The organism is Bdellovibrio sp. HCB288 (assembly GCF_047305935.1).
GTDB lineage: Bacteria > Bdellovibrionota > Bdellovibrionia > Bdellovibrionales > Bdellovibrionaceae > Bdellovibrio.
The window spans coordinates 711,691-737,496 of sequence record NZ_CP178619.1 but is presented as its reverse complement, the minus strand read 5'-3'; the positions used below and the strand labels follow the sequence as shown (position 1 = coordinate 737,496).

Genomic DNA, 25,806 nt, shown 5'->3' with positions numbered 1-25,806 from the left:
CGGGAAAAATAGCTGATGACTCGGTGGTTCTTTTTACCCACAATTAGACCTATGTCTCGTTGTCTATTTGTTTTCATCATCGCAGTTATTCCAGTTTTCACTTTTGCACAGAAACCCGCGTCGCCACAGCAGGCGTTTATTGAGCAGTTTCAAAGTCCGCGTATTTGGTTTCCATCAAGTGACAATCCTATTCTTGCCGACGCGCCGGGGCGTTATCCAGCGGTTTTGAACTTTCTATTCGAAGGTATCCTAGGCTGGACGCCAACTGGTGCCGGACAGGGACTGACAGACAAGTGCGACACGACTCTTTGGTCATCGCGTTTACGGGATCCAAGAGTTTCCGTTTCCGCTCAAATGCAGGGCGGTCTGATGCAAAAGTACATCCAGGATTGCGGGGCTGAGCTGCAGACAGAAGATCTTGGGGAGATGGTGAATGTCCGTCGTTATCTAACGATGCGTTATGAGCCACAGGATCACCCGTTTCTTCGTCGAGTCGTAATTAACCTTCCAGGAAACGTAAAACTGAAGGGATTGTTGGCCTTAAAAGGTGATACTAAACGTCGTCCGCTGGTGATTTTCAGATCCGGAATATTTTCAAGTATTGAGGATTTCAGGCCCGAGCGTGGCTGGATGATGATGCTGTTTGAACAGTCTCCCTTCAATGTGCTGCTTTTGGAAAATCTGACCAGTGCCGACTTCATTGCCAACAACAGCCAGTTTTCTTTCGGTGGATATGATGAGGGGATTCAAAACATTCTGATTGCGCAGCTTTTGCGAAATCCTTTGGAACCAATCTCCCGCTTGGTCGACAGCGTGCATGTGATGGGCATGAGTTTGGGTGGTCCCGGAGTTTTATTTTCCTCGTTGTTGAACAAATACAATTCTCCGGCCAGTGCGCCACTGATTCAAAGTTTCCTTGCAATGTGCCCGGTGGTAAACTTGAAGCCGACCATGGAAAGCCTGACAGGCAGCGGTGTTCGTTCGGCGTTTATTGATCTGTGGGGGCGCCGTCGTCTATCCGGTATCGAAGACAAACTTCCAGGTATGGTTCAGTACGAAAGCTTCAAATACCTTCAGAAAGCCGTTTCTGAAGTGGTGCGCACTTACCATGGTGGATTGTCTTACATGTCTTCGGTGAAGCTTCCTCCGGGCATGAAGGACGGGGAAAATTTCTGGGCATTGAATGATTTCTGGCCGTACTACAAGGATGTCAAAGAACCCGTTGTTATCTGGGCCACTGATAACGACATGATGGTACCGTACTCCATTAACTCGCAAATGCTGGCTAATAAATCCATGAAGGTGGACAGCCGAAATATTCGCGTCGTTGAGTTTCCGGAAGGTTATCATTGCACTCTGCCTGTGGCTTACGACTGGAAAATGTCGACGTCACTTTTGCAGTCCTACATTTTGTCACACGCGCCGAATTTCAAAATGCGTGAAAACAAGTTGAATGTGGAAATGTCCGATGATGAGTGGAATGGATTTTTCACCGGGACGACGAAAGTGACTTACGAGGTCGATGAACCCGGAAAGAAAAAGAATTTCGTGAATCTGGAAATTCTTTTGCAAAACTCCAAAGGCAAGGAAAAGTCCCTGAGCATGAGTTTACCCCTGTCGGAATTTGACTTCCGTTTTATGAACGCGGAATTGTCGTCCTCGGAAAAAGACATGATTGTCCGATGGGTGAATCAAAACCTTCAGGTCAAAATGACGGATATTGCCGGCAACCCGAATCTTCAGATCAGCTGGTCTGTTGCCAAATAATTCTGTTTTTTTGCAGTCTTGATCTCGGGACTGTTTCTTTGTGCGCCCATATGCGGTTTTCTTGATGAATGGATACTGGGCGCAGAAAATTTCTTAAATCTGGAGTTCTGGGGGGCTTGCTGGGCGCGCTTTCCACGACATCCGCGCAAGCAGAGCCGCAAATAAAAGAAGTGCCTGTCCATGTGAATTATCGCAGACTCGCGAGTCCTGTTTCAGATTTGCGCGAGCGCTATGAGGTGGTGGTGATTGGCTCCGGCTATGGTGGCGCCATCAGTGCCGCAAGGCTTGCTGGTCATCGGACCGTGGCGGTTCTTGAGAGGGGACCCGAACGACCTCCAGGAAGCTTTATGGAAAAATTCCGCGATATTCGCCAGGATGTATTGTGTGATGAAAATCCTTTTGGACTTTTTGAGATACATGCCAATCGGGAAATGGACGTCGTTAATGGAAATGGCCTGGGTGGGACTTCACTGATCAATGCGGGGGCCTTGGTGGAGCCGGATAGCGACACGATTCGCAGTCCCGAGTGGCCCAGGTCTCTGGTGCAGGAAGTGCGCTCCGGGCGGTTTGAAAAGTATTATTCCCGCGTGCGGGCGATGTTGCAGGGCCAATCCTTCGATCCCGACTCCATGGAGAGTTCCAAAGTAAATGCACATGTCATTGCCTCTCACAAGATGGGTGCGGCTATTCAGTTTCCTCCTATAGCAGTTAATCTTTCCGGTCAGCAAAGACAGCAAACGGGCGTCACTCAACCCAAATGCATCGGCTGTGGGAACTGTTGTTCCGGTTGCAACACGGGAGCGAAGAATACTTTGAACATGAACTATCTCCCGTTGGCAAAGAATCGCGGTGCGGAGCTGTTTACACAGATTGAAGTTCAGCGAATTGAGAAAAGGGCAGACCGAGACTATCTGATTCATTGTGAGCATACTTCCAGTGATGGACGACGGAGCCACAAAGTCATACGTGCCGAATGCGTGATTGTGGCTGCGGGCACGATGGGGAGTACGAAATTGCTATTGAGCTCGAGAAGCCGGGGATTGAGTTTGTCCTCTATGCTGGGGCGACGTTTTTCCGGCAATGGTGATGTTCTGGGTCTTTCATTCAATACGGCCTTTCGCACCAATGCGATTGGGTATGCCTCTGCCAGTCAGGTAAGAGTCAACATGAAGCCGGGTGCTGTTATCTATTCAATTGCTGACTATCGCAAACGCAAGAATCTGTTTGATCGCTTTATTATCGAGGAAGGAACATTTCCCGGAGCCCTGACTGTACCTTTGCGTCTGGCTATGGGAATTGCAAAGTTTCGCCTGTCCTGGGCGCGCTTCGTGCGCGTCAGTCGTGACGTTACGTTATCCAAGGACATTGAAAAGGGTGCACTCAATTATTCAATGGTCTATTTGGGAATGGGACACGATCGCGCCAATGGGAAGTTGCAATTGGATCGCAAGGGGAGAATCAGATTGCGTTGGCCCGAGGTCAAGCATGATCCAATTTATCACACCATCGACCGCGCGATGAAAGCGCAGTCGCGGGCCTTGGGTGGAAACTTCGTGATGAATCCGCGCTCGTTGATAATCAGTGGGAAAAATCTAATGACGGTACATCCCCTGGGAGGATGTGTGATGGCGGATTCCGTGGCAAGCGGTGTGGTAAATCACCTGGGGCAGGTCTATCAGTCTGATGGGAGTCTGCACGAGGGACTTTATGTTTTGGATGGTTCGATTGTTCCGACGGCGCTCGGGGTGAATCCGCTGTTAACGATTTCAGCCCTTGCTGAGCGCGCGGTGGAGAAGATTCTTCTCTGATGATGGTTCCTGCTTACTTCTGTTCATTTAAAAGGGATTTGTTTTTTTCAATCCATGGCAAGAATCGTGGCAAGTGTGTCGCAATCACAAGGCCGCTGCAGGTACTCATGATGTCGGGACCTACCGTTGTTGAAATAATACCCACTTGTTGGAATTCACCATTCACTCCATAGAACACCGGGCCGCCAGAGTCGCCCTCGCAGGCACCTTTGGTTTGTCCATTGGACATGATCATGGTTCCAATTTGATCTTTGTAGTCGATTTTAATTTCGCTGTTTTCTTTAGCGGTAAATCTCAAATAAGTTTGATCGATGCGCGATTCGCTTGTTTTGCCGAAGCCGGCTAAAATAGCGAACGGTGCCGCTTCTGATCTCCCGTCATAAAATTTAACCGGGGTGTATTTTTCCGGTACTGCGCGCTCCAGTTTCAAAAGCGCGATATCGGAAAAGACCTTTGCGTCTGGTTTGTCATAGTCTTCATGGATTACCCATTTGGTGACTGGGATATTGAACTTCTCTCGTTCGTATCCAGAATCAGGGGACATATTGATGTTCGGGATAACATAGTAATTTTTAATAACAGTTTCAAAGCAATGGGCAGCTGTTAATACGATATCTTTGTCAATCATCGTACCGGAGCAATAGCCGCGGCCGCCGGTTTGCGTGGTACCCAGGATGAGAACAACTTTGTTAGCGAGAACATCGCCCGCAGCAACTTCAGTTCCCCCCACGATGGCTTGGGAATAAGGAGTCGCAAGAGTTGCCATCACGGACAAGAGTGCTGCTAAAGCAGGCAGTGACGCGCTAGGCGGCGCTTTTGTAAACACTTTGGTCACTTGCTTCAATAGGTTGCATCTCATGGTTGATCCTCCATCCGTCATAATCAGGCATCCAATTTTTATGCCGATTTGGGCCACGAAGGGAGTTCGATTGTTTACAGCTGTGCTTTGAAAAACGAGGATTTTTCGGCGAGTTTTTTCATGTACTCCAAGACATCTTCCTGTGCTTCGCTGGATAGTTTTTTGAAGGGCACGATGTGTTCGTCAGGAACATAACGGAAGGTGAAATTGATTCTTCTGGTTTCAAAGTTTTTAATTTCATTCAGTGGGAAATTCAGATCCGACTTGTCTTCCACGCGTTGTACGCGGTGGAAAAGTTGTTTCTTAAATTTTTCGCCACCAAAGATCTGCAAAGAGCAATCCTCCAACCACTGTTGCAGTACCACGTCGGACTTGGATTCTGTGCCTTTGCTTGAGACGAACTGGAATAGGGCACGCTCGCCGAAAGAAATGGAAGCCACCGGACCTGGTTCGAAATCCTTATGCTCACCCACGCGGGCGCAATCGATTTTCTTGCCATCTTCCTGGATTTGATTGCCATAGTAATTAATCAAGCAGGTGTTCAATGTCCAACCACGTGGGATATCACGTGGGTCGAATTTCTCTTTCACTAAGCTTTCAATTTTATTTACCAGGTTTTCCAGGACTGCAGGATAACGTTCACCCGTTACGCAGCGATTATAGATTCCCTTTGGAGGATGGTAATAGTTCAAGCACGCAAACTGCCAATTGCCCAACCAATAAACCGGGCGCAATAACGGTCTTTGTTTTTGATTCTCAGGAGGTGGGTTGTTTTTGGAGTAGCGCATCTCCCAGATGGGATAAAGCGTGTTCAAGTACTTCAGGATCTCTTCTTTTTCGCGGGCTGTGATGTAGTTCTGCTCGTAAATCAAATTGGACGTGGATTTGCGCTCCTCGCCATTGTTGCGATGGCCGGGCTTGCTTCCACGGGAATTGTTTTTAAAAGCAGGGCCCTTGCCCTGAGATTTGCCTTTGGATTTGAACATAGGGCAAGTATTTAACATAAAGGGGCTTTTGATGCCAATAGCCGTGGTGCGAAAGGGATGACAGCCTCCACGCAATCCGTTAAAAATGGCTCTGGGAGTGAAAAAATGACAGCACCTGTACAAGCCAAACTTGGACCTCAAGAAAAAGAACTTCTGATCAAACAGATCCCGGCCCTTAAAGGCAGAAAAATACTCATTATCGGGGATGTGGGTTTGGATGAGTACGTGATGGGGCAAGTGCGTCGTATCAGCCCGGAAGCTCCCGTTCCGGTTTTGGACGTTGAAGAAGAAGACATGCGTTTGGGCTTGGCTGCCAACGTTGCGCAAAACGTGGCAAGCCTGGGTGGTACTCCGATGATGGTTTCCGTTGTTGGCGACGACACGGGTGCCGACATGTTGAAAGAGCTTTCTGCAAAAAGTGGCGTCAGCTGGGAATACATGATCGTTGATAAAGCTCGTCCAACAACGCGTAAAACCCGCGTGATGGCAAAGCAACAGCAGATCGTGCGTGTGGACCGCGAACTAAGAAAATATCTGTCTGAGGAAACTGAAACGCGATTGCTGGCGATGGTTGAAAAACATGTCGGTCAAGCAGACTGTGTGATCATCGAGGACTATGCAAAAGGCGTGGTCTCTAAAAATGTCGTCGAGAAAGTTTCTGCTATCTGCAAAAAAGCCGGCAAAAAATTGATGGTCGATCCACATCGCAACAATCAAGGTTCGTTCTATCTGGGCGTTGATTTGATCAAGCCAAACTACGACGAAGCGGTTGTATTGACGGGAATGGATTTCGACGATTTGAAAGGCAATCCGAACAAGGTTGTTGAAGTCGGCCGTGCTCTGCAAAAAATCACAGGGGCGAAAGAAGTGGTTCTGACCCGTGGAAAAGACGGTATGACAATTTTCTCGGGTGACCAAATCACTGAAGTTCCAACTTATGCACAAAAAGTATTCGACGTGACGGGTGCCGGTGATACCGTCATTGCTGCTCTTTCATTGGGTATGGTCAGTGGTCTTTCATTGGTTCATAGCTGCATGCTAGCCAACAACGCCGCAGGTGTTGTGGTCGGTAAAGTCGGTTGCGTTCCATGTGAAATCCCAGAGCTGATCGAATACATCAACGAAGTCCACTAAAAGGTACGCCGTACCTTTTTGAAATGCGGCGAGTCGCGGGATTCTATGGAGAAGTCATATAAAGTAAATTCCAAGTTATTGCCTGAAGGATTTCCGCGTCAGTTTGATGCACATATTTACTTCACAAATGATCAGACGGAGTTCGCAAATGAGCTTCGTCAAAAGGCACTTGTCTCATTCAAGGATCAAGAGGTCTTCACAGGACAGCTGATTCCTGAACCAATTGGCCCCCATCCGACACCCATGTTTGAGCTCAATTTCCCCAGAGAGAAATTCACCGATGTGGTACTATGGTTAATGCACGAGCGCGGCGATTTGTCGGTGTTGGTGCACGAACTCGCTGGTGATGACTTGTACGATCACACGCAGGCGGCGATGTGGTTGGGCAAACCTGTCGAATTAAAGTTAGAGGCATTCAAAGACTAAGCCTTATGGATGGGAGCATTGGTTGATCACTCCTGATTCAAATCTTTATAAGAATATTGTGACCACCTGGAAAGCTCCGGGGGAGCTGTGGCTTGCGAAGCTGCCAGAGCACCTTCTTAAAATCGAAAAGCTTTGGGGGCTGGAGTCAATTCGGCCGCTGGACAACCTTTCATTTCATTTTGTAGGTACTGCGAAACGAAAGTCTGATGGGTTGGAAGTTGTTATAAAAACTGGCTGCGATATTGAGTCGTTGGACCGCGAACGTCAGTGGTTGCGGCACTTTTCCGGAGTGGCGGCTCAGGTTCTTGAAACAGATAAATATCTTGGCGCCACAATGATGGAGCGGCTGTCGCCAGGTGAAACTTTAAAGCACAACAAAGACCTGGATGATGATCAGAAAACAATCGTCATTGCGGGACTTATTCATGAGCTGAATTCGCGCTCGATCATCAGTGGTGCGTTTAAGCATATCTCAGAGCTTGCCAAGGATCTGGATGTATTGGAGGGGGCTGTGGACTCACGCATGCTCTCCAAGGCCCGCGGAATTATCAGCGAACTGACATTTGACCGCAGTCAGGATCGTCTGCTGCATGGGGATCTTCATCACGACAATATTCTGAAACATAAGAGTTCGTGGAAGGTCATTGATCCTCACGGCTACATTGGTGATCCGACATTCGAGATGGCCGTGATGATGTACAATCCTTTGGATGCGTATCCAACAAATAGTCCACTTAGAAAAACTTTGGATCGTCGTATGTCTATTCTCAATGACTACCTCAACTTCGACATGCAGCGAATGAAGGCGTGGGCCTTTGCTGCGGCAATGATTTCAACGGCTTGGGATTATGGGGATACGAAAAAGCTTTTTGGCATTCCATTTTTGGTTGCTCAAGAGTTGCGATCCTGATGTGATGAACCCTCTACCTGAGGGAGCATCTATGAAATTCATCGCAGCGGTTTTTCTATTTATAATTGCCGGCACACAAGCGCATGCAGCAGATCCCTTTGATTCGTTTATGGGAAATTATGTGATCGAGGGTAAGCCCCGTATCAAAGAAGTGAACAACAACTATTGTCTTCTTTATAGTTTTAGTGGTCTTAAAGGGATCACTGTAAAACCCGGTGAAGCCAAGTTTGAATCGCATATGGTTCATTTTATTTCCACGCACAAATCAGTCAGACATTCGGTCATGAATTATGAAACTCGTAATGACCGCGATTCTGCGGGCTCATTTGCCGTAACTTATGGAGGAGAAGGCTGGGCTTCCAACATTCGCGGAACCTGGTCCGTTGGGAACAAACAAGGGGTTCGAATTCGCTTAAAGCAAACCGAGCGTGGCGCCGTCGTGTCCTTGGATGATGAAACACTTCGTGGGGGAAGACTTGCGAAAGCCTGCTATTACGAAGCTGATCTGGTTAAGGTGGCCGAATAAACAGCCAGGCTCTGGACAATTAAGCATTTTTTGCAAGAAAGGCTCCTTTATGGGGCCTTTTTTATTGGCTAAAGCGCTGAAATCTAAGGAATTCCTTCAAGTTCCCCAAGGGCTGTGCTACAAACCCGGCACATAATCCTTTACCAACGGGACCACAAAAGTCCCAGCTGTAACAAGCATGGCTGTAATAAGCCGAGGAGCCCTAAGATGGAATTGAACGAAGCGACTACAAGCGCCACTCTTGCGCCAATCAACTACACTGACGATAATGTCGCAAAACCCCTGGAAAACAAAGCTGCAAATTTCTACTCCATGACATTGGAAGATTTGAAGGCCTATCTGAAAGGTAAGGGCAAAGAGCAATTCCGTGCTCAGCAAATCTTCAAATGGGTTTACGAGCAACGCGTGACAGATCCAGAACAAATGACGAATTTGTCCAAGGACTTCCGCGCAGAACTTCCAAAACTTCTTTCTTTCGAGCTTCCTAAAACTTTGACTCACTTGAAGTCCGTTGATGGAACGCAAAAATTCCTGTTCGACATGGGCGACAACCAAAGTGTCGAGTCTGTGGTGATTCCTTCTGAGGGTCGTTTGACTCTTTGTATTTCCTCTGAAGTAGGCTGCAACATCGGTTGCAAATTCTGTTTTACTGGCAAACAAAAATTGAAACGAAGACTTCGCACTGAAGATATTGTTGGTCAGTTCATGCAGGTTCATGATTCATTGGCGGAAGGCCAACGCATCACGAACATCGTGTTCATGGGTATGGGCGAGCCATTGGATAACCCAGAAGCTGTATTTAAAACTATCGACGTGATCCATTCTCCATGGGGTATTAATTTGTCCCGTAAGAAAATCACTGTTTCCACTTCCGGTATCGTGCCTGAAATGTGGCGTATCGCTGATGCGAAGGTTCGTTTGGCTGTCAGCTTGAATGCTCCGACTGACGAGATCCGCACCCAAGTAATGCCGATCAATAAAAAATGGAACACGACGATGTTGTTGGATGCTTGTAAGCAGTATACCGACAAAACTGGCGATAAGGTGACGTTCGAGTACGTGATGCTTAAAGGTGTGACGGATTCTATCGAGAACGCGCGCCAAGTTGCGAAGCTGACGCGTGGAGTGCCTTGCAAAATCAATATCATCCCGTTCAATGAGCATCCAGGTGCGCCGTATGAACGTCCATCGGATGCAACTATCGAGGCATTCCATACGGAATTGAATCGCTTGGGTTGCCACGTTCTTCTTCGTCGTTCCATGGGTCGCGATATCTTTGCAGCTTGTGGTCAGTTGAACAGCACGCATAAAGACGAAAACGCGACAATGGATATCTCCAATTCTGAATTGGCCGGTATGCCTAAATCAAAGCGTCAGTTGTTGGCAGAGCATAAGGCTGAGCACGCTGCTAAAAATGCGGCATTTGCTGCGATGAGCTTTGAAAACGAAACAGAACTTAACTAGTCTCAAGCCGCGCTTTGAAGATATCAAAGCGCAAATCACCCGGAGAAATTCAAATGTCTGAAATTTTAGTAGTAGGAAGTCTTGCATACGATTCAATTCAAACTCCATCGGGCCGTGCTGATCGCGCTTTGGGTGGTTCTGCGAATTACTTCTCATTGGCGGCGTCTTTGTTTTCCAAAGTGCGTGTTGTTGGTGTTGTGGGCGAGGACTACGATCAAAAAGACTATGATCTTTTGAACAACCGTGGTGTTGATTTGACGGGTCTTTCAAAAGTTCCAGGCAAAACGTTCCACTGGGCGGGTTCGTATGAAGGTGATATGAACGAAGCGAAAACGTTGAACACCGAGTTGAACGTTTTTGAACACTTCAATCCACAATTGCCAGAGCACTACAAAGATTCTTCTTTCGTATTTCTGGCGAACATCGCTCCTGAACTTCAGTTGCAAGTATTGTCTCAAGTGAAACAACCTAAGTTCGTAGGTCTTGATACAATGAACCTTTGGATCAACATCAAGAAAGACGCTTTGCTTGAAGTTGTTAAAAAAGTGAATCTTGTGTTGATCAACGAAGGCGAAGCAAAAATGCTAACTGGCGCATCCAATGCGATCTCTGCCGCTCCAATGATCACAGCAATGGGTCCTTCTGCAGTTGTTATCAAGCGTGGCGAGTATGGTTTCGCTATGTACACGAAAGAAGCGGGGTACTTCATCCTGCCTGCAATGCCGATCCCAACAGTGATCGATCCAACAGGTGCAGGTGATACTTTCGCCGGTGGTTTCTTCGGTTACATCGCGGCTCAGAAAGAAGCTCCAACTTTGAACACCCTGAAACAAGCCTGCATCATGGGTTCCATGATGGCGTCCCACACAATCCAAGATTTCTCTGTGAAAGCTCTCTCCAAAGTGACTTTGGCAGACCTTGAAAAACGTCTGGCGGAATACAAAAAAGTCATCACCGTATAAGGTGCCAGGTCCTAGTTACGTAAGCAGCGCATAAAAAAAGGCAGATCAAGTTGATCTGCCTTTTTTATTTTGGATAGTCTTTGCCTTTTACGGGAGGGGTTAGACTAGTTCGATCTCGACGGGAATATTGCCACGAGTGGCGTTGGAGTAAGGGCACACTTTGTGTGCCGTATCCAGTAGTTGCTGGGCGATGTTGCGCTCAACACCTTCAATCTTCGCACGCAATTTAACGGCCAACGCGAAGCCGCCAGCATTGTTCGGACCGATGCCGACTTCTGCTGTGACAGTAGACGTGATTTTCGTCTTTTGTTGCATGGCCACGAAATTCAGCGCGCTATCAAAGCAGGCTGCGTATCCGGCAGCGAATAGCTGCTCGGGGTTGGTGAATGCGCCACCAGATCCGCCCATTTCTTTCGGAATACGTACTTCAAGATTCAGGACTCCGTCAGAGCTTTCTACCCTTCCGTTGCGTCCGCCAGTTGCGGTTGCAACTGCTGTATAGAGCTTACTCATGAATGACCTCCTTCTAAGGCTTTTCTCATTTGCTCGTTTAACTTATTCAAATTTTTGTAAATAGCCTGCAGCTCCGTCTGTTTGCATTCGACATTGCAAAGCAGTTTCTCGGGGACCGAAGCGAAGTGCTTTTCCATCTTGCGACCTTCGGCGGTCAGGTGAACTTCGACCGTGCGTTCGTCTTTGGCAGAGCGTTTACGGGTGACCCAGCCACGAGTCTCCATGCGCTTAATCAGGGGAGTGACCGTTCCCGTATCCAACATCAAAAGATCCGCGATCTCGGTTACTTTGCGCGGAGCTTTTTCCCACAGAACCATAAATACCAAGTACTGCGGATACGTCAGATCAAAAGCTTTAAAGTGTTCTGCATAAAGCTGTGTGATCAGTCGGGAAGCCGCGTAGATCGGAAAACAAAGCTGGTTTTTCAAAAGCAGTTTTTGGTTCATGCCTAGATTCTACGCTGAATTATATTGTGTGCAATTAAATTGCATACAATATAAAAATAATACATGCGGGGTCCTGCGCCAAGAGGTACGGCCTTACCTCGCAGGTAAGGCCGTACCTCTTGGCGTTTCCTTTTGAGACGAAATTGCGAGGTTCTGCTTGCGGGGAAGGGTGGGGCCAAAGTGGGCTTGGTGGTTATGAGGTAAGTCCGTACCTTTTGGGGCTGGACCTTGTGCCAGATAGGCGGAATCCCGCGGGAGTTCCTTAAGAGAAGTTGAGGAATTTCCGATAATTCCACTAGTATGTCGAAACGAAAAAAGAAATCTTCAGCAGCGGAAAATCTGATTGAATCACTGATGGATGACGTCCGTGGTATTCAGGAGGACGGTTCGTTCCATAAAGATGAGAAGCCGGTGGTCGATGAGCCTACGGATTATCATCAGGCATCTTCTGCAAGTGCAGATGGTGATGAAGACATGTGGTCCGGCCTTGAAAAGGATGTCGGTGCTGAAATCGACGATTCCGAATTCAATGGTGGCTTGGCTGAATATACCAGTGCTGAACAGGGCGACGACTATGAAAATAAAGTTGTCGAAGAATTCTCTTCCGGTGATGAAATGCTGGACGGGGAAAAACCCGTAGGTTTCGATATTCCTCCGCGCCCGAAATATGAGACTCCTCCAATGGAGACTTACGATGGCCCTTCCAGCGAAGGGGATTATCAGGCGATCGACAGCATTGACGATGTCGCCAGCGTCGAAAGCGATGATGATCATGTCGTGGAAATGCCTGCATACCAGGATGATTTCACCAGTCCGGTGGATTCACTGGCGGCATCCATGGGCGAGGACTCCAAAGAAGACAAAACAGTTTCCATTCAGGATTCAGCGGCTTCCAGCTCACACACGTCTGCAACCAACACAGATGCGGAACGCACTCTGGCGGTTTCCGGTTTTGCCAATGCCCGATTGGGTGCACGCAAGTCACCGAATGTTGATGTGAAAGTCAGCGTCGGTAATTTCCGTGGCAGCAATCGTGCGGGTTCTGCGAATGTGATGACATCCGTGGATGCAAGCCTTGCACAGGCAGAGAATCTGAAGCTGGCGCAACAGCGTATTCTGGAGCTGGAAAAAGAAGTTGAATTCCTGCGCAGCGAGAATGAGGAGCTGGCTTCGGCCGGTGAAATTATTCGCACTCGTACTGACGAGCTGGGTGTGCGCATTGTCGCGGTTGAGAAGGAAAAAGCGGAAGACCGTGAATCCTTCCAAAGCGAAATCCTTATACTGAAGGGTAACCTTCAGTATAAGGAAAACGAAGTTGCCAAAGCTCGCGTGAAAGTCGATGAGCTGGAAACTCGACTTAAATCTGATTTCAAAAAGATCCGTGTTCGCGAACGTGAACTGGAAAATCGTCTAGAGCTTTTGCGTGCTGAAAAAGCGGCATTAGTTCGGTCCAAAGATGAGTATATTCTAGACCAGAAAAGAAAGATTGATCAGCTTTCCCAGGAACTCGATAATTATAGAAATAAATGTCTTGAGTTGAACAAGACCATCGAGGGGAATCAGGACCAATTCAAACGTACGGAGCGTGCTCTGCGTTTGGCTCTTTCTAATTTGGAAGTCAAAGAAGAAGGCGGCCCGGTTCCACTCAAAAAAGCTGAGTAGGAATTCATGGACCCCACATCACAGGTAGAAACCAGGACAGAATCCAGCGATGGCAGCCAGACGGTTGTCAAACCTGCACCTGTAAAGAAAATCAAGGTGGTCATCAGCGATTTGCATTTGGGCAAAGGACGTCTTTTGCCTGAAGGTGGTATCAATTCCCTGGAAGAATTCTATTACGGCGAAAAACTGGTGGAGTTTATTCACTATTACTCCACGGGTGTCTATCGTGACTACGAGGTGGAGTTGATCATTAACGGTGACTTCTTCAACTTCCTGCAGTGCGATTACAAAGGTCACTTTCTTTCCGTTATTACTGAAGCGGTCACCCTGGATATTTTAAAGGATGTGGTCAAAGGCCATGAAAACGTCTTTAAAGCCATGGCAGAGTTTGCGGCTAAACCTGGCAAATCCATCACCTATATCGTGGGCAACCATGATCAGGGGATGTTGTGGCCCGCTTGTCGCGCCTATGTAAATCAAGTGATTGGTGCTCCGGTGCGCTTTAAAAACATCGTTTACTTCTTTGATGGTGTGCATATCGAGCACGGCCATATGCACGAAGCTGCAAATCGTATGGACCCCAAAAAGTTTTTCCTGAAAAAGAATCTGGTGGAGCCTATTTTAAATCTTCCATTCGGCTCCCATTTCTTTTTGGAAGTCGTTCTTAAGATCAAGCAAACGTATCCCCACGTGGACAAGATTCGCCCTTTCGGGAAGATGGTGCGCTGGGCATTGCTGAATGAGACGATGACGATGGTTAAGGCCTTCGCAATGGCCTATAAGTACTTCTTTAAAAGTGCCTTTGTTAAAGACCCGCGCCGTAATTGGCCATTGAAACGTATTATCCAGGTCATCCTGGAAAGTGCGATTTTTCCGGATTTAAGTGAGTCGGCGCGTAAAATCCTGGGGGATGACAGGGTTCATACGGTGGTTTTTGGACACACCCATGTGTACCAGTACCGCCAGTGGTCTGAACACAAAGAATATTTTAACACAGGAACATGGACTGAGATCACTTCTTTAGATATCGTGTCTCTTGGAAAAATCACGAAATTGACCTATTGCCTGATTGAATATCCAGAAGACGGCGGGCGCCCACGTGGACGTCTGAAAGAGTGGAACGGATATCACCGTATCGAGGAAGACGTCGCGATTTCGTAGTTTTTCCAAACAACCGCTGTTGGAAAGAGAAATCACGATGTTGGAAATCACACAGGCCAAATTCACAAATCCCGATAATCTTATTCAGGAATGCCAGTCATCTTTGAAATTGTTTTTGCAAAGAAAAGAGATCGGCTTTCCGCAATTGGTTGAGCGAATCAACCTGTGGCAACAGTCCCATAAAATGGGAGCAGAGTTTTCTGCAAAATTCAAAAAAATGGTGATCGTGGGTTTGGGCGGAAGCTCCCTGGGCACACGTGTAATTCGCGAAGTCTTCAATGCCAACAACATGTTCTTCGTTGATAACGTTGATGCTTTGGTATTTGAAACCTTGATCGACGAGTTGGGTGATCTGAAAGACGTAGCCTGGGCTTTCATTTCCAAAAGCGGAACGACCATTGAATCTTTGTGTGCATTGGAGCTTTTGGATCAAGTTTATAAAGATGAAGGTTTGCACCTTCCATCAAACTCGATTGTGATCTCTGAAAGCAAAGCCAGCTCTCTAACAGAATGGGCTCGCAAGCACAAAGTTCCAGAATGCGAAATTCCAGTGGATGTTGGTGGTCGCTTTTCTGTTCTTTCACCAGTGGGAATGTTTCCTGCCGCGTACCTTGGTTTGGATCTTGAAAAGTTCCGCGTGGGTGCAAAACGTGCTTTGTTGGATACTGCGACGATCACGCAAACAATGGCGCAGGTTATTCAGTCTTACAATCGTGAGGAGTGGATCACTCTTCTATGGTCCTACAATTCCCGCATGAAAGACTTCGGCGGTTGGTTTGCACAGTTGTGGGCGGAGTCTTTGGGTAAACCAGTGACTCGCGCAGGAACTCCAGCGCCAAGAGTATCAACTCCGATTGCAGCGATTGGTGCCTCCGACCAGCACTCCATTCTGCAACAGGTGATGGAAGGCACAAAAGACAAGTTCGTGATTTTCCAGCGCGTGGATGAGGCTGAAGGCGGCTCTATGCGTATCAAAAATGCGCAGTTCAAAGAAACAATGGATCTTCAAGGTCGCACGATGGGCGAGTTGTTGAAGGCAGAAGCTTTGGCAACCCAAGAAGCCCTGGTTGCCAACGGTGTTTCAACAATGACTTTGAAAACAAAAGCCTTGGATGAGGAAACATTGGGTTACCTGTTCATGTTCTGGCAATTGGTTGTTGCAGGACTTGGTGAGTATCTGAAAATTGATGCTTTCAATCAGCCAGGTGTAGAGGCCGGTAAGATTTTGGCAAAGGCCAAGCTTAAGAAGTAATTTTTTAAAATTCATTTAGAGGAAAAAGGGAACTCCGCAACAACTCAAAGCGGAGTTCCCTTTTTTATTTCACTGCAATTGATCCGGCGAAGAATGCGGATACAGGTGGTGTTCGCTGTTTTGCAGGACCTCGATGTGTCTTTGCATTTCCAAGTATATCAATCCCAACTCGATCCGCTTGTCGAGTGTCGTGGCCACTTCAAGTTCCGGCAGAAGGTCCCTTTCCTCTACCATGATTTGATGAAGTGCCATCTCTGCAAGGACGCGGGCTTTCAGCATAAACGATCCCTCGGATGTTGTTGCCTCCATGTCTTTGCAGATCTGCAGGGCCAGGCGATGCTCTAATTCGCCTTCTGATATCTCGACCGTAATCCGGTGTTCGTATTTTAAACACTTGTACCAGGTTTCCAGCTCGGGACCGATGTGCGCCTCGAGCAGCAGTGCGAGTTTTTGGAATGCTTCCTGTTTTTTTAAGTAAGGTTCGTTGTCATCTTTAAGAGTGCTTAGGAGGGCTTTCAAATTCCTGTGATCATCTTTGACAATTTGAACGATGTCATAGGGATGGGATTTTCGTGTGCTTAATTGTTCCATCGCAAGCGCCTCCGTCTGCAGGGAAGCTTTTGCAAGCGATGGTCCTGACGGGCTTTGTCGCTGTACTAAAATCTATGGGCAATAGAAGCGACTGAATGAAAAAACACAGAGGATTTTTGCCCCTCTGTGTGGATTTTTTGGAATGTTATTTACCAGATTTGCCGTAAAGATGCGGAAGATATCCAGCACCCAAAACGCCAGCGTGATTCTTGGTTTTGGCAATTTCGATTTTACATTCGAGATCGGTATTGATCCCGCGAATGAATTTCGAGTAGTTCGTTTTCATTTCTTTGAAGTAAAGATCTTTGATTTTGATCAAGCCACCGCTGATAAAGATTTTTTCCAGATGAAATGACAGGGAAAGATCATGGCAAAGACTTGCCAAAGCTACGGCCATGTCTGAATACAACTTACCGTATTTAGGATCTTTGGTGTCCACCAACTCCTCGACAGAGTTTCCAGTGAAGCCCATTTCTTTCGCCCGTCGCAATAGACCGGTTCCAGAAGCCAAGCCTTCAACAGTGTAGTGGTGAATTTTGTCAGGATTGTTTTTCAAACCCATCATGTCGACCACGAAGTGACCGCATTCAGAACCCATCCCGCGGCTTTGGCAAGGCATACCGTTAAAGATAATCCCAGAGCCCACACCTGTTCCGACAGTGACGACAGCAAAGGAGTTCATGCCTTTTGCTCCGCCAACCCAGCCTTCCGCCAAAGCAGCAGCCGTGGCATCGTGCTGGAAGTAAACTTTCGTTTTAAAACCGTGTTTTACGATTTCCTTTTCGACCAGGTCGCGGATAGGAACAACTTTCCAACCAGGATAATTCACCGGATTTATAAGTTTGCCTTCCTCAGCGTTCAAAGGTCCTGCACTCGCCAGGCCGATGCCTTTGAAGACGCTTGCAGATGTTTCTTTGGGGAAGCGTTTTTTGAAATCAAGTGCGATGTCAGCCATGACTTGGATCACGCGTTTTTGAGTTTTTTGGGCAGAGCCCTCGCGTTTCATGTCGACAGGAACTTTGATGAAATCAAGCATCTCTCCGTGGTTATCCAGAAGAGCTGCAGCCAGCTTGGTTCCGCCCAAGTCGAAACCAATGGTATAAGTTTTTTTCGTCATAGATTTTTTATTTTTTGTTTTTGAATTGCTCACGGTTCAAAAGTACCAGAGATGAGTACGGAGGCAAGGTCACAGTGATAGTTCCGTCAGATTTGACGTTGTATTTCATATCTGTGCACTTGCGTAACTGGCGGCTGTAAGACGGGCCAGTCAGGTCGCAGTAGCTGCCCGCAGGCAGGCTCGTTTGCAATTCACGTGTGATTGCACCGGCAGAGAAATTCAAAGCCACAAATCCCTGGCCGCCACGACTGAACGAAATGAAGTTCACGTTGTCTGTGTTCCAGTTCGTCACGTAGAACGCCTTATCAGTCAAATTGCGGAAATTGACCATCGCAGCCACTTCCGGCAGGCGGTGCTCGCAAGTCCAAGGGGCCACGCAAGTATTGTTGTTCGATAGAACACTCAGGGTGCGCAAGTCGGGACCAATGGGCGGGCCCTGGTCATAGGAAGTGAAGTCATAGCCAGAGTAAACCTGCGGATAGCCGTAGGGATACGCCAGCATGTAGATCTGTGCTAAGCGATACACATTGTGATCAGCGCCAGTATAACGAAGGATGTTTGCATCGCCCGTTCTTTCCAGGTCATGGTTGGTTACGAACACCAAAGAGTGTTCGCTATCGGGAAGACCTCGGGAAAAGTTCAACAGATTGCCAAGGCCACCAAACTTGATGCTGCCACCAAGGATGAACGGGTACTCGTAAGCAGTTACGTCGCCGCCACCAAAGTATTCGTTGTAGCTGATTGGTCCACCGTTTTCATGAATGATTTCCTGAAAAACATAAGGATGACGATTCAACTTACGCACGATTTGCGCGATGTCTTTGGCAGGGATGTGTTTGGCAGCGTCGATGCGGAAGCCTGAAACTCCCAAATCCAACATGTGGTTCAGATAGTTAGCAATCGTTTGCTGGACTTTCGGGGCCCCTGTTGCCAAATCTGCAAGGCCCACCAATTGGCAGTTTTGCAGCTCATATAGATCGCGATAGTTCACAATGTTGTCGTTGCCGTTGCGACCACAAGAATGGAAATCACCGGCGTTATAAAGCCCCGGGTATTCTTTGTGAGTAAACTTGGTCCCGGCAAAGCCGACACCTTGAGGGAAGCCCGCCATGTGGTTGATAACCGCATCGGCATAAACGTCGACACCAGCGGCGTTGCAGCGTTTTACCATGTCGGCAAATTCAGCTTCTGTGCCACCGCGAGATTCTAATTTATAACTGATAACTTGATAGCGCTCCCACCATGCACCGTTGTGAACGATGTGTTCGTGCGGGGGAGAAACTTGAACTGCAGAAAAACCAGATGGACCCAGATAAACTTCACACTCGCGCGCAACGTCTCTCCATGGCCACTCGAAAAGCTGGACGAACACTGTACGAGGAGCTGCAAGCGCTGAACTTGTGCCCAACAAAACAGTCAGGAGTAAGATTGAACGTTGCAGCTTTGAAAACACGTGGACTCCTATAGCCTCTGATTTTGTCCCGTTTTCTTATCAAACAGGTGAGCCTTTGTCAGATCAATTTTCAGAGGGACCTTTTGACCCTTGGAAAATTTATCCATGGAATCCGTAATAATTCTCACACTTTGGCCCTCTAATTGGCCATGCAGCATTTGTTGGCCACCTAAGTTTTCTGACAGCTCTACCGTATAATCACCCAAGGCGATTTCCTGAGCGCTCAGATCGCCTTTATTGATTCTGAAACTTTCAGGGCGAATTCCCAGAACCTGATCCGCTTTTTGCGCTTCTGGCCAAGGAAGGCGGCGCACAACGTTTCCTTCGATGAAATTCATTTCCGGGGAGCCGATGAAACTTGCGATGAACATGTTTTTTGGACGGTGATAAATGTCCGTTGGCGTTCCCACTTGCTCGATCACGCCGTCCTTAAGAACGGCAATGCGATCGCCCATCGTAGTCGCTTCCATTTGATCATGGGTCACATAGATCATTGTGGACTTGGAATTTTCATGCAGGCGTTTGATTTCCACGCGCATTTGCGTGCGTAAATGAGCATCCAGGTTGGAAAGAGGCTCATCAAACAAGATTACCGGAGTTTGGCGAGCCAAAGCACGTCCCAAAGCTACACGCTGACGTTGACCACCGGAAAGTTCTTTCGGGCGGCGGGCCAGAAGGTGAGAGATCTGCAAAAGGTCTGCAATTTCCTTCACGCGTTTTTGGATTTCAGATGCCGCCAGGTTTTTTAGTTTCAAACCGAAGCCCATGTTCGCTTCAACAGTCATGTGCGGGTACAAAGCATAGCTTTGGAAAACCATCGCCAAATCGCGATCCTGAGGCTCCACGTTATTGATAACTTTGCCACCCACTTTGATAGTGCCTGAATCCAAAGTTTCAAGACCCGCAAGTGTGCGAAGCAAAGTGGATTTACCACAGCCTGAAGGGCCCACCAGCACCAGGAATTCGCCAGCAGCGATATCCAAAGAGATGTCTTTTAAAACTTTTGCAGAACCAAAACTTTTTGCGCAGTTAGAAAATTCAATAGTTGCCATATTCACTTAACCCTTCACGCTTCCCATTGTCATACCGGAAACCAAATAACGGGAAATACTGATGAACAAAATCAAAACCGGAATACTTACGATCAAGGCACCGGCGGCATACAAGCCCCATTGAGTCGCAAGACTTGCCTGGAAGGAACGAAGTCCCAACGGTAAAGTATAAAGTTGCGGATCCTGCAAGACCACGGCAGCGATCACGTATTCAGACCAGCTGGACATAAAGCTGAACAATGCCGTGATCACCAACGCCGGAGACGAAATCGGCAGGATAATTTTAGTAAAGATCATCCAACGCGAACAACCATCCAGCAACGCCGCTTCTTCCAGCTCGCGAGGAATGGTGTCGTAGTAAGCCTTCATCTGCCAGATACAAAACGGCAGGGCGGTCGAGGAGTAGATGATGAACAATCCCCAGAAGCTGTCGATCAGATGCAATTGCGACAAGATGATGAAAAACGGCAGCATCAACATGGTTGCCGGAAACATCTGTGTCGTTAGCAATGAAAACAGCATCATGTTACGGCCACGGAAACGATAGCGCGACAATGCATAGGCACTGCACGAAGCCAACGCCACGCCCGCAAAGGTGGTGACAGAACTGATGATCAGGGAGTTTTTCAACCACACCAAAAAGTCAGTTTCCGTAAACAAGGAAACAAAGTTTTTCATGGTGGAGTTAGGTCCGATAATTTCAAGACTTTGCGTTTGGAAAGCATTGTCGCCACGCAAAGAAACGGAGATCACATAGACAATCGGATACAGCGAAAACACTGCAAACAATAAAACCGAGATCCAAGCCAGAAGACGTTTTACCATTACTTGGTCTCCTTTTGGTATTGAGACTTAAGCATGCCCAGTCCCCAGATCACCAGGATCAGGAAGATCAGAACAGACACCGCCGCGGCATAACCATAGCGATACAAGTTGAAGGCCGCTTTATACACATAACTGACCAGGATGTGAGTTTGATCTCCCGGTTCGCCCGCATTGGAAACCAGCCAGATCACATTCAAATTATTAAATGTCCAGATCGAGCCCAGCAATGCCGCCGGAACCATCACCGGCAATAACAATGGCCAAGTGATGTGACGGAAACGCTGCCAGGAAGTGGCGCCGTCCAGGCGAGCTGCCTCGTACAGTGAATTTGGAATCGACTGCAATCCGCCCAACGCCACGATCATCATGAACGGGAAGCCCAGCCACACGTTAGTAATGATACAAGCTACGAATGCCGTGGTCGGCTGACTTAGCCACTGCACCGGTGAAAGTTGCAGGAAGTTTTGCAGGAAAATATTAATCGGCCCGTATTCCTGATTGAACATCGCTCTCCAGGTCAAAGCGGTGATGTATTGAGGCACCGCCCATGGGATGATCAAAAGAGCACGCCAGAAACCTTTGAACGGCATCACGGAATCAATCACCACCGCCAGGAATACTCCCAGAGTCACGTGAAAGAAAACATTCGATACGGTCCAGATGATGGTTTTCAAAAACAGGGAATAGAACTTCGGATCAGAAAGCGCATTCACATAGTGAGTAAAGCCCACCAGCGACCAATCCTGGAACGTGCGCAGCGAGAAGTTCGAAAACGAAATCGCGATATTATAAAAGAAAGGGTAAACGATCACCGCAAAGATACCGATGAACGCCGGAAGCATCATATAGTAGGCAAAACGATTCGGACCCTGGAAGCCTTTGAAAAATCCCAGCAACGAATTGCGACCCGTCCAAAGCACGATCAAAATCACCAAAGCAAAAATCACTTTGATAACGATAGCACCCGCATCGGGTTGAATTACCTCGTTCATTTCCGAGATTTGTTTTTCCGCCAAAACCTGCGCACCTTGTGCACCGGCCTCGGGAGTTAAGCTTCCTGCCAATACTTTTTGATATTGAACGCGCAAACTGTCCCAGATCGCGCGCACTTCAGGAACGATAGGCATTGGATGGCCCACTTCCATAATGTCGGCAGAAATTTTAAGTAGAGGATTGTTTTTAACCACTTCCGCATTGCGAGCTTCAAGATTGGAAGGAAGAGTTCCCACTTTTTCCGCAAACTGCAATTGAACTGCGGTTGAAGTCAGATAGCGAAGAAGTTTAATCGCCGCTTCTTCGTGCTGTGGCGACTTCATGTTCACATTCAAAGAATAACCTTTGGTTCCCACCAAAGATGCCGGCCATTTGCCAGTGCCAGAGATCATCGGAATACGGGCGATACCGAAATCAACTTTGGCTTCCTTGTAGTCACCCCAGGACCAGTCACCGTTGATGAGCATCGCAGCTTTGCCGTCTTTGAAAAGGGCGTTCGCAGTTTCGTAGTCACACTCTTTAGGAATGATTTTATATTTGTCGCGCAAATCCAGAATGAACTGGAAAGTATTCGCTAGGGCCGCCGTGTTCAGATTTGGCTTAACATCGTTCTTGATGAAATCGTCGCCAAAGGCCGGGATGAACGGGGCAAAGAAAAATGGCTCTGTATAATTAAATACCAATCCCCATTGATCGATTCTGCCGTCTTTGTTTTTGTCGACGGTCATGCGTTTGCCCATTTCGATCAGTTCATCAGAACTTTTCGGCGCAGTAGGCAAAAGTTTTTTATTATAGATCAGCATCAGGTGATTTCCGACGGAATCACCAATGGCAAAGTGTTTGCCATCATAAGTGGGTGCTGCCAATGGATCGAATTGCTTGAAATAGTTTTCACCTAGAATGGTATCAAGTGGACGAATGATGCCCATTGTGGCGAAGGGACCGATTTGATCTGAAGGACCATAAACCAGCTCGGGACCGGAGCCGCCCATAGCGGCAGACTGATAACCGCTGCGCAGTTCTTCAGTTTCACGGTACGTGGATTGAACGATGATATCAGGATTTTGTTTTTCAAATTCCTTAAGGACTTCGGCAAGCACCACGCGATGACCATAGATCATCTGATGCCAGACGTGAATTCTGACTTTGTCGGCCTGAGCCGCCATCGAGCAAAATGTAATCAAAAGAAACAGGTAATAGCGCATTAATTAACACCTTTGAACGAAGATCCCTTGTTCAGGCGAAGCACGACAGTCGTGACACCTGGAATTTGGATCTGGGACTGCTGCCGATTCAGAATCACTTGCGCAAGCGCAGGATCCACGTTCGGTCCAAACGAAGGGTCGTAACCCCAGTTGTAGCTCAGAACTTTGTGAGAGAAAACTCGAGGGTTTTTCGAGCTGTTGAACAGAACTAAAATAGCTTCGCGCTGATCGTGCAAAACCATTGCGATCAACCCTGGATCAATCGTGCCTTCATTGTCGATGAAGACCAGGCCTTTCATGATTTCATCCAGACTGTTCATTTTGAACAGTGGACTGCTTCGGCGCAGGCGCAGAAGAGCTTTGTAGTAGTTCGAAGTTTGCGCAATAAGTTGCGGAGTCACTTTTAATGCCGGATCCTGCAGGCGCGGTTGCCAGAAAGACCAGTCATCATAATTCTTCCACGCAGGAGGAAGACCTTCGCCCCAATAGTTGTCAGTACCATTCCAATTTAAGCGATTGAAAAAGTCGCCGGAGTCATAGGAATCCTGATCGCCATTTTTCGAGCGCAGAAGTTCCACGCCGGATTCCATAAATGGAATGCCTTGGCTAAGCATCGGAATCGCCATTGCCAACTGGTGCATGCGCTGGCGTTCAGAAGCTGAAGCCGTGCCAGGTGTGCGACCATAGGAATAGAATGGCGCTTTGGCCTGTACGGCATCCCAAAGAGTGTAACCATCATGCGCAGAAACGTAGTTGATGGTTTCGATCGGTTCCGCGGAAGTCGCAACTGGACTGTTGCGATACATAAGGTTTCCGCCGTAAATCACATTTCCGTAGTGCTCACGGAAAGTGAAGTCACGCAAGTTACCCGCAAGACCGACTTTAATTACATCACCCAAGTGACGCAATTTACCCATTTGCAAATTCAAATCAGTCGGCGTGTTGCGGTTCGCTGGTTCGTTATTGAAATCAAAATACAGACCCGTCGCAAAACCCTGATCCGATTTTTCAGAAGAACTGGTTGTGCCGCCACGAACGGCATCACGCAGGCGATCGTTAAAGAAGCCGATGCCGGTTCCGTAGGCGTTCAGCTGGCTCATCGCCTCTTGCGGATTTTTTTGATAGAAGGAACCAAACGGCCAGCCTTCACCATATATATAGATACGGGAACCATCGACGCCGTCACGTTGCAAAGTCAAAGAGCGCAAAGCTTCCTTTACTTTCATCATGGTTGAGCGAGAGTGGAAAGCCATCAGGTCAAAACGGAAAGCATCGATCTTATAGGACTTCGCCCAATGAACGACCGAATCGATGATCAGCTTTTCCATCATGAAGTTTTCGCTGGCCGTGTCGGCACAGCAAGAGCTGTTGTAAGTATAACCTTCATCAGTCAGACGGTAATAGTAAAGCGGCACGATTTTGTCGAAGACAGAAAAAGCACTTAGGCCATTTTCGTAGGTGTGATTGAAAACCACATCCTGCACCACACGCAGGCCCAGATTGTTGATGGCTTGAACCATCGTGCGGGTTTCGCGTACTCGGGAAAGACCATGGGCATCCATCGCGTAACTGCCATCAGGAACAAAGAAGTGAACCGGGTCATAGCCCCAGTTGAAAGCATCGCGGGCACGAATTTGTGCCAAAGCCCCTTGGGCATCCTGCAGATTTGAAGTCGATGAACTGATGGACTCCCAGCTGGCGCGGTTTTCATTTACAGAACCGATGTCATTGAAAGGCAACAAATGTAAATGTGTAAGACCCGCATCTGCCAGGGATTTCAGATACTGCGAGCCGTGTCCGTTCGTTTGCGCAAAGGCGTCGTAAGTCCCGCGATAAACGAAAGGAATGCTTTCGTCGTTCGCGCTGAAGTCGCGGATGTGCAATTCGTAGATTGTTATGTCTTTGAAAGAGTTCAGATAAGGTTTTGTTAGGTTATCCCATCCATATGGTTTTGATTCGGCGCTCTCCAAATCAACCAGTTGAGATTTTGCCCCGTTCATTGCAAGACTCAGGCTGTAAGGATCAGTGACCAGGGAAGTTTCCATGCGATCGGTCAGCGGATGGTAAACACTGACTTCATACAGGTAGTAATAATTTTGATACTGGCGGGGGATTAATGTCGTCCAAAGACCGTTCTGATAAGTTGGAACTAATACGACATCTGATTGAAGCGATGTCGGCGACGCAAACAATGCAACTCGCACGCTGTAAGCAGTTGGTGCCCAAAGTTTCAACTGAAACTGCGCGCCTTGATTCGTCAATCCCAGATCGTTGCCGCGATAAGCGTAAAGCTCGTCCAGCAATCCGGCGTACTGTATTGCGGTTGAATCTAAAAGTTGGTTCTTATCGTTGGTTACGAAAACCTTCAGCGGGCGATGGATCAACTCTTCAATGATCTGACGATTCAGGGACGCCGTGCTGACCACCGCGTAGTTATCCTGGCGTTGCAGCACCGGAAGGGGATAAGTGCGCGAAACATCTTTGAAATTAATTTCTGAATTGGCCAGTTGAAACATCATGTTGTCGGCGACACGCAAACCCTGCGGAAGCTTAACCAACATCTTTTGGGAGTTCAGCCATTGCGCGCGCGCAGGTGCTGTTGCCGCCACGGCGGTACCGCCAATAAGCAACGAAATCGCCATAGCAAAAAATAAAGCACTGAGTTTCTTGAAGGTTCGATCTAGCAAAGCATCC

22 protein-coding genes are annotated in these 25,806 nt (G+C 47.8%); 11 read left to right on the top strand and 11 right to left on the bottom strand.

The window, feature by feature from the left end; translation table 11 throughout:
• Positions 1 to 51 precede the first annotated feature (51 nt).
• Together ACLVWR_RS03475 and ACLVWR_RS03470 are read left to right on the top strand one after the other, a co-directional pair.
• Positions 52 to 1,767: a hypothetical protein gene (locus tag ACLVWR_RS03475; protein WP_413582534.1), complete on the top strand. Its 1,716-nt coding sequence runs from the start codon at positions 52 to 54 to the stop codon at positions 1,765 to 1,767.
• 68 nt (positions 1,768 to 1,835) lie between these two features.
• The gene (locus tag ACLVWR_RS03470) at positions 1,836 to 3,575 is read left to right on the top strand and encodes a GMC family oxidoreductase N-terminal domain-containing protein (RefSeq protein WP_413582533.1); all 1,740 of its coding nucleotides are present in this window, start codon (positions 1,836 to 1,838) and stop codon (positions 3,573 to 3,575) included.
• A 13-nt stretch (positions 3,576 to 3,588) separates the two neighbouring features.
• Here ACLVWR_RS03470 and ACLVWR_RS03465 read toward each other — a convergent pair whose 3' ends face one another.
• The gene (locus ACLVWR_RS03465) at positions 3,589 to 4,434 is read right to left on the bottom strand and encodes a S1 family peptidase (protein WP_413582532.1); all 846 of its coding nucleotides are present in this window, start codon (positions 4,432 to 4,434) and stop codon (positions 3,589 to 3,591) included.
• 74 nt (positions 4,435 to 4,508) lie between these two features.
• Complete coding sequence (locus ACLVWR_RS03460) at positions 4,509 to 5,420, bottom strand: alpha-ketoglutarate-dependent dioxygenase AlkB (RefSeq protein WP_413583474.1); 912 nt, start codon at positions 5,418 to 5,420, stop codon at positions 4,509 to 4,511.
• 105 nt (positions 5,421 to 5,525) lie between these two features.
• Between ACLVWR_RS03460 and rfaE1 the strand changes: the two genes are divergently transcribed.
• From rfaE1 to ACLVWR_RS03430, 6 genes are all read left to right on the top strand, one after another.
• Positions 5,526 to 6,554 carry a D-glycero-beta-D-manno-heptose-7-phosphate kinase gene (rfaE1, locus tag ACLVWR_RS03455; protein ID WP_413582531.1) on the top strand — a complete coding sequence of 343 codons (1,029 nt, stop codon included), beginning with the start codon at positions 5,526 to 5,528 and terminating at the stop codon, positions 6,552 to 6,554.
• Between the two features lie 45 nt (positions 6,555 to 6,599).
• A complete protein-coding gene (locus ACLVWR_RS03450) occupies positions 6,600 to 6,980 on the top strand; it encodes a DOPA 4,5-dioxygenase family protein (protein WP_413582530.1) in 381 nt (126 codons plus the stop codon).
• Between the two features lie 22 nt (positions 6,981 to 7,002).
• Complete coding sequence (locus tag ACLVWR_RS03445) at positions 7,003 to 7,890, top strand: aminoglycoside phosphotransferase family protein (protein WP_413582529.1); 888 nt, start codon at positions 7,003 to 7,005, stop codon at positions 7,888 to 7,890.
• Positions 7,891 to 7,921: 31 nt separating this feature from the next.
• Positions 7,922 to 8,416, top strand: coding sequence for a hypothetical protein (locus ACLVWR_RS03440; RefSeq protein ID WP_413582528.1), 495 nt, complete (start codon positions 7,922 to 7,924; stop codon positions 8,414 to 8,416).
• Positions 8,417 to 8,623: 207 nt separating this feature from the next.
• The gene (gene rlmN, locus ACLVWR_RS03435) at positions 8,624 to 9,880 is read left to right on the top strand and encodes a 23S rRNA (adenine(2503)-C(2))-methyltransferase RlmN (RefSeq protein WP_413582527.1); all 1,257 of its coding nucleotides are present in this window, start codon (positions 8,624 to 8,626) and stop codon (positions 9,878 to 9,880) included.
• Between the two features lie 53 nt (positions 9,881 to 9,933).
• Positions 9,934 to 10,842: a PfkB family carbohydrate kinase gene (locus tag ACLVWR_RS03430; protein ID WP_340596125.1), complete on the top strand. Its 909-nt coding sequence runs from the start codon at positions 9,934 to 9,936 to the stop codon at positions 10,840 to 10,842.
• Positions 10,843 to 10,941: 99 nt separating this feature from the next.
• Here the strand turns inward: ACLVWR_RS03430 and ACLVWR_RS03425 are convergent, their stop codons facing one another.
• Both ACLVWR_RS03425 and ACLVWR_RS03420 read right to left on the bottom strand, forming a co-directional pair.
• Entirely contained in the window at positions 10,942 to 11,355 is a 414-nt protein-coding gene (locus tag ACLVWR_RS03425) for an organic hydroperoxide resistance protein (RefSeq protein WP_413582526.1), read from the bottom strand.
• Positions 11,352 to 11,801, bottom strand: a complete 450-nt coding sequence (locus ACLVWR_RS03420) for a MarR family winged helix-turn-helix transcriptional regulator (RefSeq protein WP_413582525.1) — start codon at positions 11,799 to 11,801, stop codon at positions 11,352 to 11,354. Before ACLVWR_RS03420 ends, ACLVWR_RS03425 begins: the two co-directional genes overlap by 4 nt.
• 300 nt (positions 11,802 to 12,101) lie before the next feature.
• Here ACLVWR_RS03420 and ACLVWR_RS03415 point away from each other — a divergent pair, with 300 nt between their 5' ends.
• The 3 genes from ACLVWR_RS03415 to ACLVWR_RS03405 are packed head-to-tail and all read left to right on the top strand — an operon-like array spanning position 12,102 to position 15,876.
• Entirely contained in the window at positions 12,102 to 13,463 is a 1,362-nt protein-coding gene (locus tag ACLVWR_RS03415; RefSeq protein WP_413582524.1) for a hypothetical protein, read from the top strand.
• A 6-nt stretch (positions 13,464 to 13,469) separates the two neighbouring features.
• Entirely contained in the window at positions 13,470 to 14,624 is a 1,155-nt protein-coding gene (locus ACLVWR_RS03410; RefSeq protein ID WP_413582523.1) for a hypothetical protein, read from the top strand.
• A gap of 37 nt (positions 14,625 to 14,661) precedes the next feature.
• Positions 14,662 to 15,876: a glucose-6-phosphate isomerase gene (locus ACLVWR_RS03405; RefSeq protein WP_340596131.1), complete on the top strand. Its 1,215-nt coding sequence runs from the start codon at positions 14,662 to 14,664 to the stop codon at positions 15,874 to 15,876.
• Between the two features lie 69 nt (positions 15,877 to 15,945).
• Here the strand turns inward: ACLVWR_RS03405 and ACLVWR_RS03400 are convergent, their stop codons facing one another.
• The 7 genes from ACLVWR_RS03400 to ACLVWR_RS03370 all read right to left on the bottom strand — a co-directional run bounded on the left by ACLVWR_RS03400 (position 15,946) and on the right by ACLVWR_RS03370 (position 25,799).
• Positions 15,946 to 16,467, bottom strand: coding sequence for a hemerythrin domain-containing protein (locus ACLVWR_RS03400; RefSeq protein ID WP_413582522.1), 522 nt, complete (start codon positions 16,465 to 16,467; stop codon positions 15,946 to 15,948).
• Between the two features lie 145 nt (positions 16,468 to 16,612).
• Complete coding sequence (locus ACLVWR_RS03395) at positions 16,613 to 17,584, bottom strand: ROK family protein (RefSeq protein WP_413582521.1); 972 nt, start codon at positions 17,582 to 17,584, stop codon at positions 16,613 to 16,615.
• Positions 17,585 to 17,591: 7 nt separating this feature from the next.
• Positions 17,592 to 19,037: an alpha-amylase gene (locus tag ACLVWR_RS03390; RefSeq protein ID WP_413582520.1), complete on the bottom strand. Its 1,446-nt coding sequence runs from the start codon at positions 19,035 to 19,037 to the stop codon at positions 17,592 to 17,594.
• A gap of 8 nt (positions 19,038 to 19,045) precedes the next feature.
• Positions 19,046 to 20,089, bottom strand: a complete 1,044-nt coding sequence (locus tag ACLVWR_RS03385; protein WP_413582519.1) for an ABC transporter ATP-binding protein — start codon at positions 20,087 to 20,089, stop codon at positions 19,046 to 19,048.
• 6 nt (positions 20,090 to 20,095) lie between these two features.
• The gene (locus ACLVWR_RS03380) at positions 20,096 to 20,914 is read right to left on the bottom strand and encodes a sugar ABC transporter permease (RefSeq protein ID WP_413575750.1); all 819 of its coding nucleotides are present in this window, start codon (positions 20,912 to 20,914) and stop codon (positions 20,096 to 20,098) included.
• Positions 20,914 to 23,112: an extracellular solute-binding protein gene (locus tag ACLVWR_RS03375; protein ID WP_413582518.1), complete on the bottom strand. Its 2,199-nt coding sequence runs from the start codon at positions 23,110 to 23,112 to the stop codon at positions 20,914 to 20,916. The genes ACLVWR_RS03380 and ACLVWR_RS03375 overlap by 1 nt, the downstream gene beginning before the upstream one ends.
• Positions 23,112 to 25,799 carry an alpha-1,6-glucosidase domain-containing protein gene (locus ACLVWR_RS03370; protein WP_413582517.1) on the bottom strand — a complete coding sequence of 896 codons (2,688 nt, stop codon included), beginning with the start codon at positions 25,797 to 25,799 and terminating at the stop codon, positions 23,112 to 23,114. The genes ACLVWR_RS03375 and ACLVWR_RS03370 overlap by 1 nt, the downstream gene beginning before the upstream one ends.
• Positions 25,800 to 25,806 lie beyond the last annotated feature (7 nt).

What these genes read in the sequence shown, in the direction of transcription:
- ACLVWR_RS03395 (WP_413582521.1), bottom strand. Translation starts at nt 17,584, where the DNA reads ATGACGAAAAAAACTTATACCATTGGTTTCGACTTGGGCGGAACCAAG.
- ACLVWR_RS03400 (WP_413582522.1), bottom strand. Translation starts at nt 16,467, where the DNA reads ATGGAACAATTAAGCACACGAAAATCCCATCCCTATGACATCGTTCAA.
- ACLVWR_RS03465 (WP_413582532.1), bottom strand. Translation starts at nt 4,434, where the DNA reads ATGAGATGCAACCTATTGAAGCAAGTGACCAAAGTGTTTACAAAAGCG.
- ACLVWR_RS03430 (WP_340596125.1), top strand. Translation starts at nt 9,934, where the DNA reads ATGTCTGAAATTTTAGTAGTAGGAAGTCTTGCATACGATTCAATTCAA.
- ACLVWR_RS03410 (WP_413582523.1), top strand. Translation starts at nt 13,470, where the DNA reads ATGGACCCCACATCACAGGTAGAAACCAGGACAGAATCCAGCGATGGC.
- ACLVWR_RS03460 (WP_413583474.1), bottom strand. Translation starts at nt 5,420, where the DNA reads ATGTTCAAATCCAAAGGCAAATCTCAGGGCAAGGGCCCTGCTTTTAAA.
- ACLVWR_RS03415 (WP_413582524.1), top strand. Translation starts at nt 12,102, where the DNA reads ATGTCGAAACGAAAAAAGAAATCTTCAGCAGCGGAAAATCTGATTGAA.
- ACLVWR_RS03420 (WP_413582525.1), bottom strand. Translation starts at nt 11,801, where the DNA reads ATGAACCAAAAACTGCTTTTGAAAAACCAGCTTTGTTTTCCGATCTAC.
- ACLVWR_RS03425 (WP_413582526.1), bottom strand. Translation starts at nt 11,355, where the DNA reads ATGAGTAAGCTCTATACAGCAGTTGCAACCGCAACTGGCGGACGCAAC.
- ACLVWR_RS03385 (WP_413582519.1), bottom strand. Translation starts at nt 20,089, where the DNA reads ATGGCAACTATTGAATTTTCTAACTGCGCAAAAAGTTTTGGTTCTGCA.
- ACLVWR_RS03440 (WP_413582528.1), top strand. Translation starts at nt 7,922, where the DNA reads ATGAAATTCATCGCAGCGGTTTTTCTATTTATAATTGCCGGCACACAA.
- ACLVWR_RS03470 (WP_413582533.1), top strand. Translation starts at nt 1,836, where the DNA reads ATGGATACTGGGCGCAGAAAATTTCTTAAATCTGGAGTTCTGGGGGGC.
- ACLVWR_RS03405 (WP_340596131.1), top strand. Translation starts at nt 14,662, where the DNA reads ATGTTGGAAATCACACAGGCCAAATTCACAAATCCCGATAATCTTATT.
- rlmN (WP_413582527.1), top strand. Translation starts at nt 8,624, where the DNA reads ATGGAATTGAACGAAGCGACTACAAGCGCCACTCTTGCGCCAATCAAC.
- ACLVWR_RS03450 (WP_413582530.1), top strand. Translation starts at nt 6,600, where the DNA reads ATGGAGAAGTCATATAAAGTAAATTCCAAGTTATTGCCTGAAGGATTT.
- ACLVWR_RS03380 (WP_413575750.1), bottom strand. Translation starts at nt 20,914, where the DNA reads ATGGTAAAACGTCTTCTGGCTTGGATCTCGGTTTTATTGTTTGCAGTG.
- rfaE1 (WP_413582531.1), top strand. Translation starts at nt 5,526, where the DNA reads ATGACAGCACCTGTACAAGCCAAACTTGGACCTCAAGAAAAAGAACTT.
- ACLVWR_RS03375 (WP_413582518.1), bottom strand. Translation starts at nt 23,112, where the DNA reads ATGCGCTATTACCTGTTTCTTTTGATTACATTTTGCTCGATGGCGGCT.
- ACLVWR_RS03475 (WP_413582534.1), top strand. Translation starts at nt 52, where the DNA reads ATGTCTCGTTGTCTATTTGTTTTCATCATCGCAGTTATTCCAGTTTTC.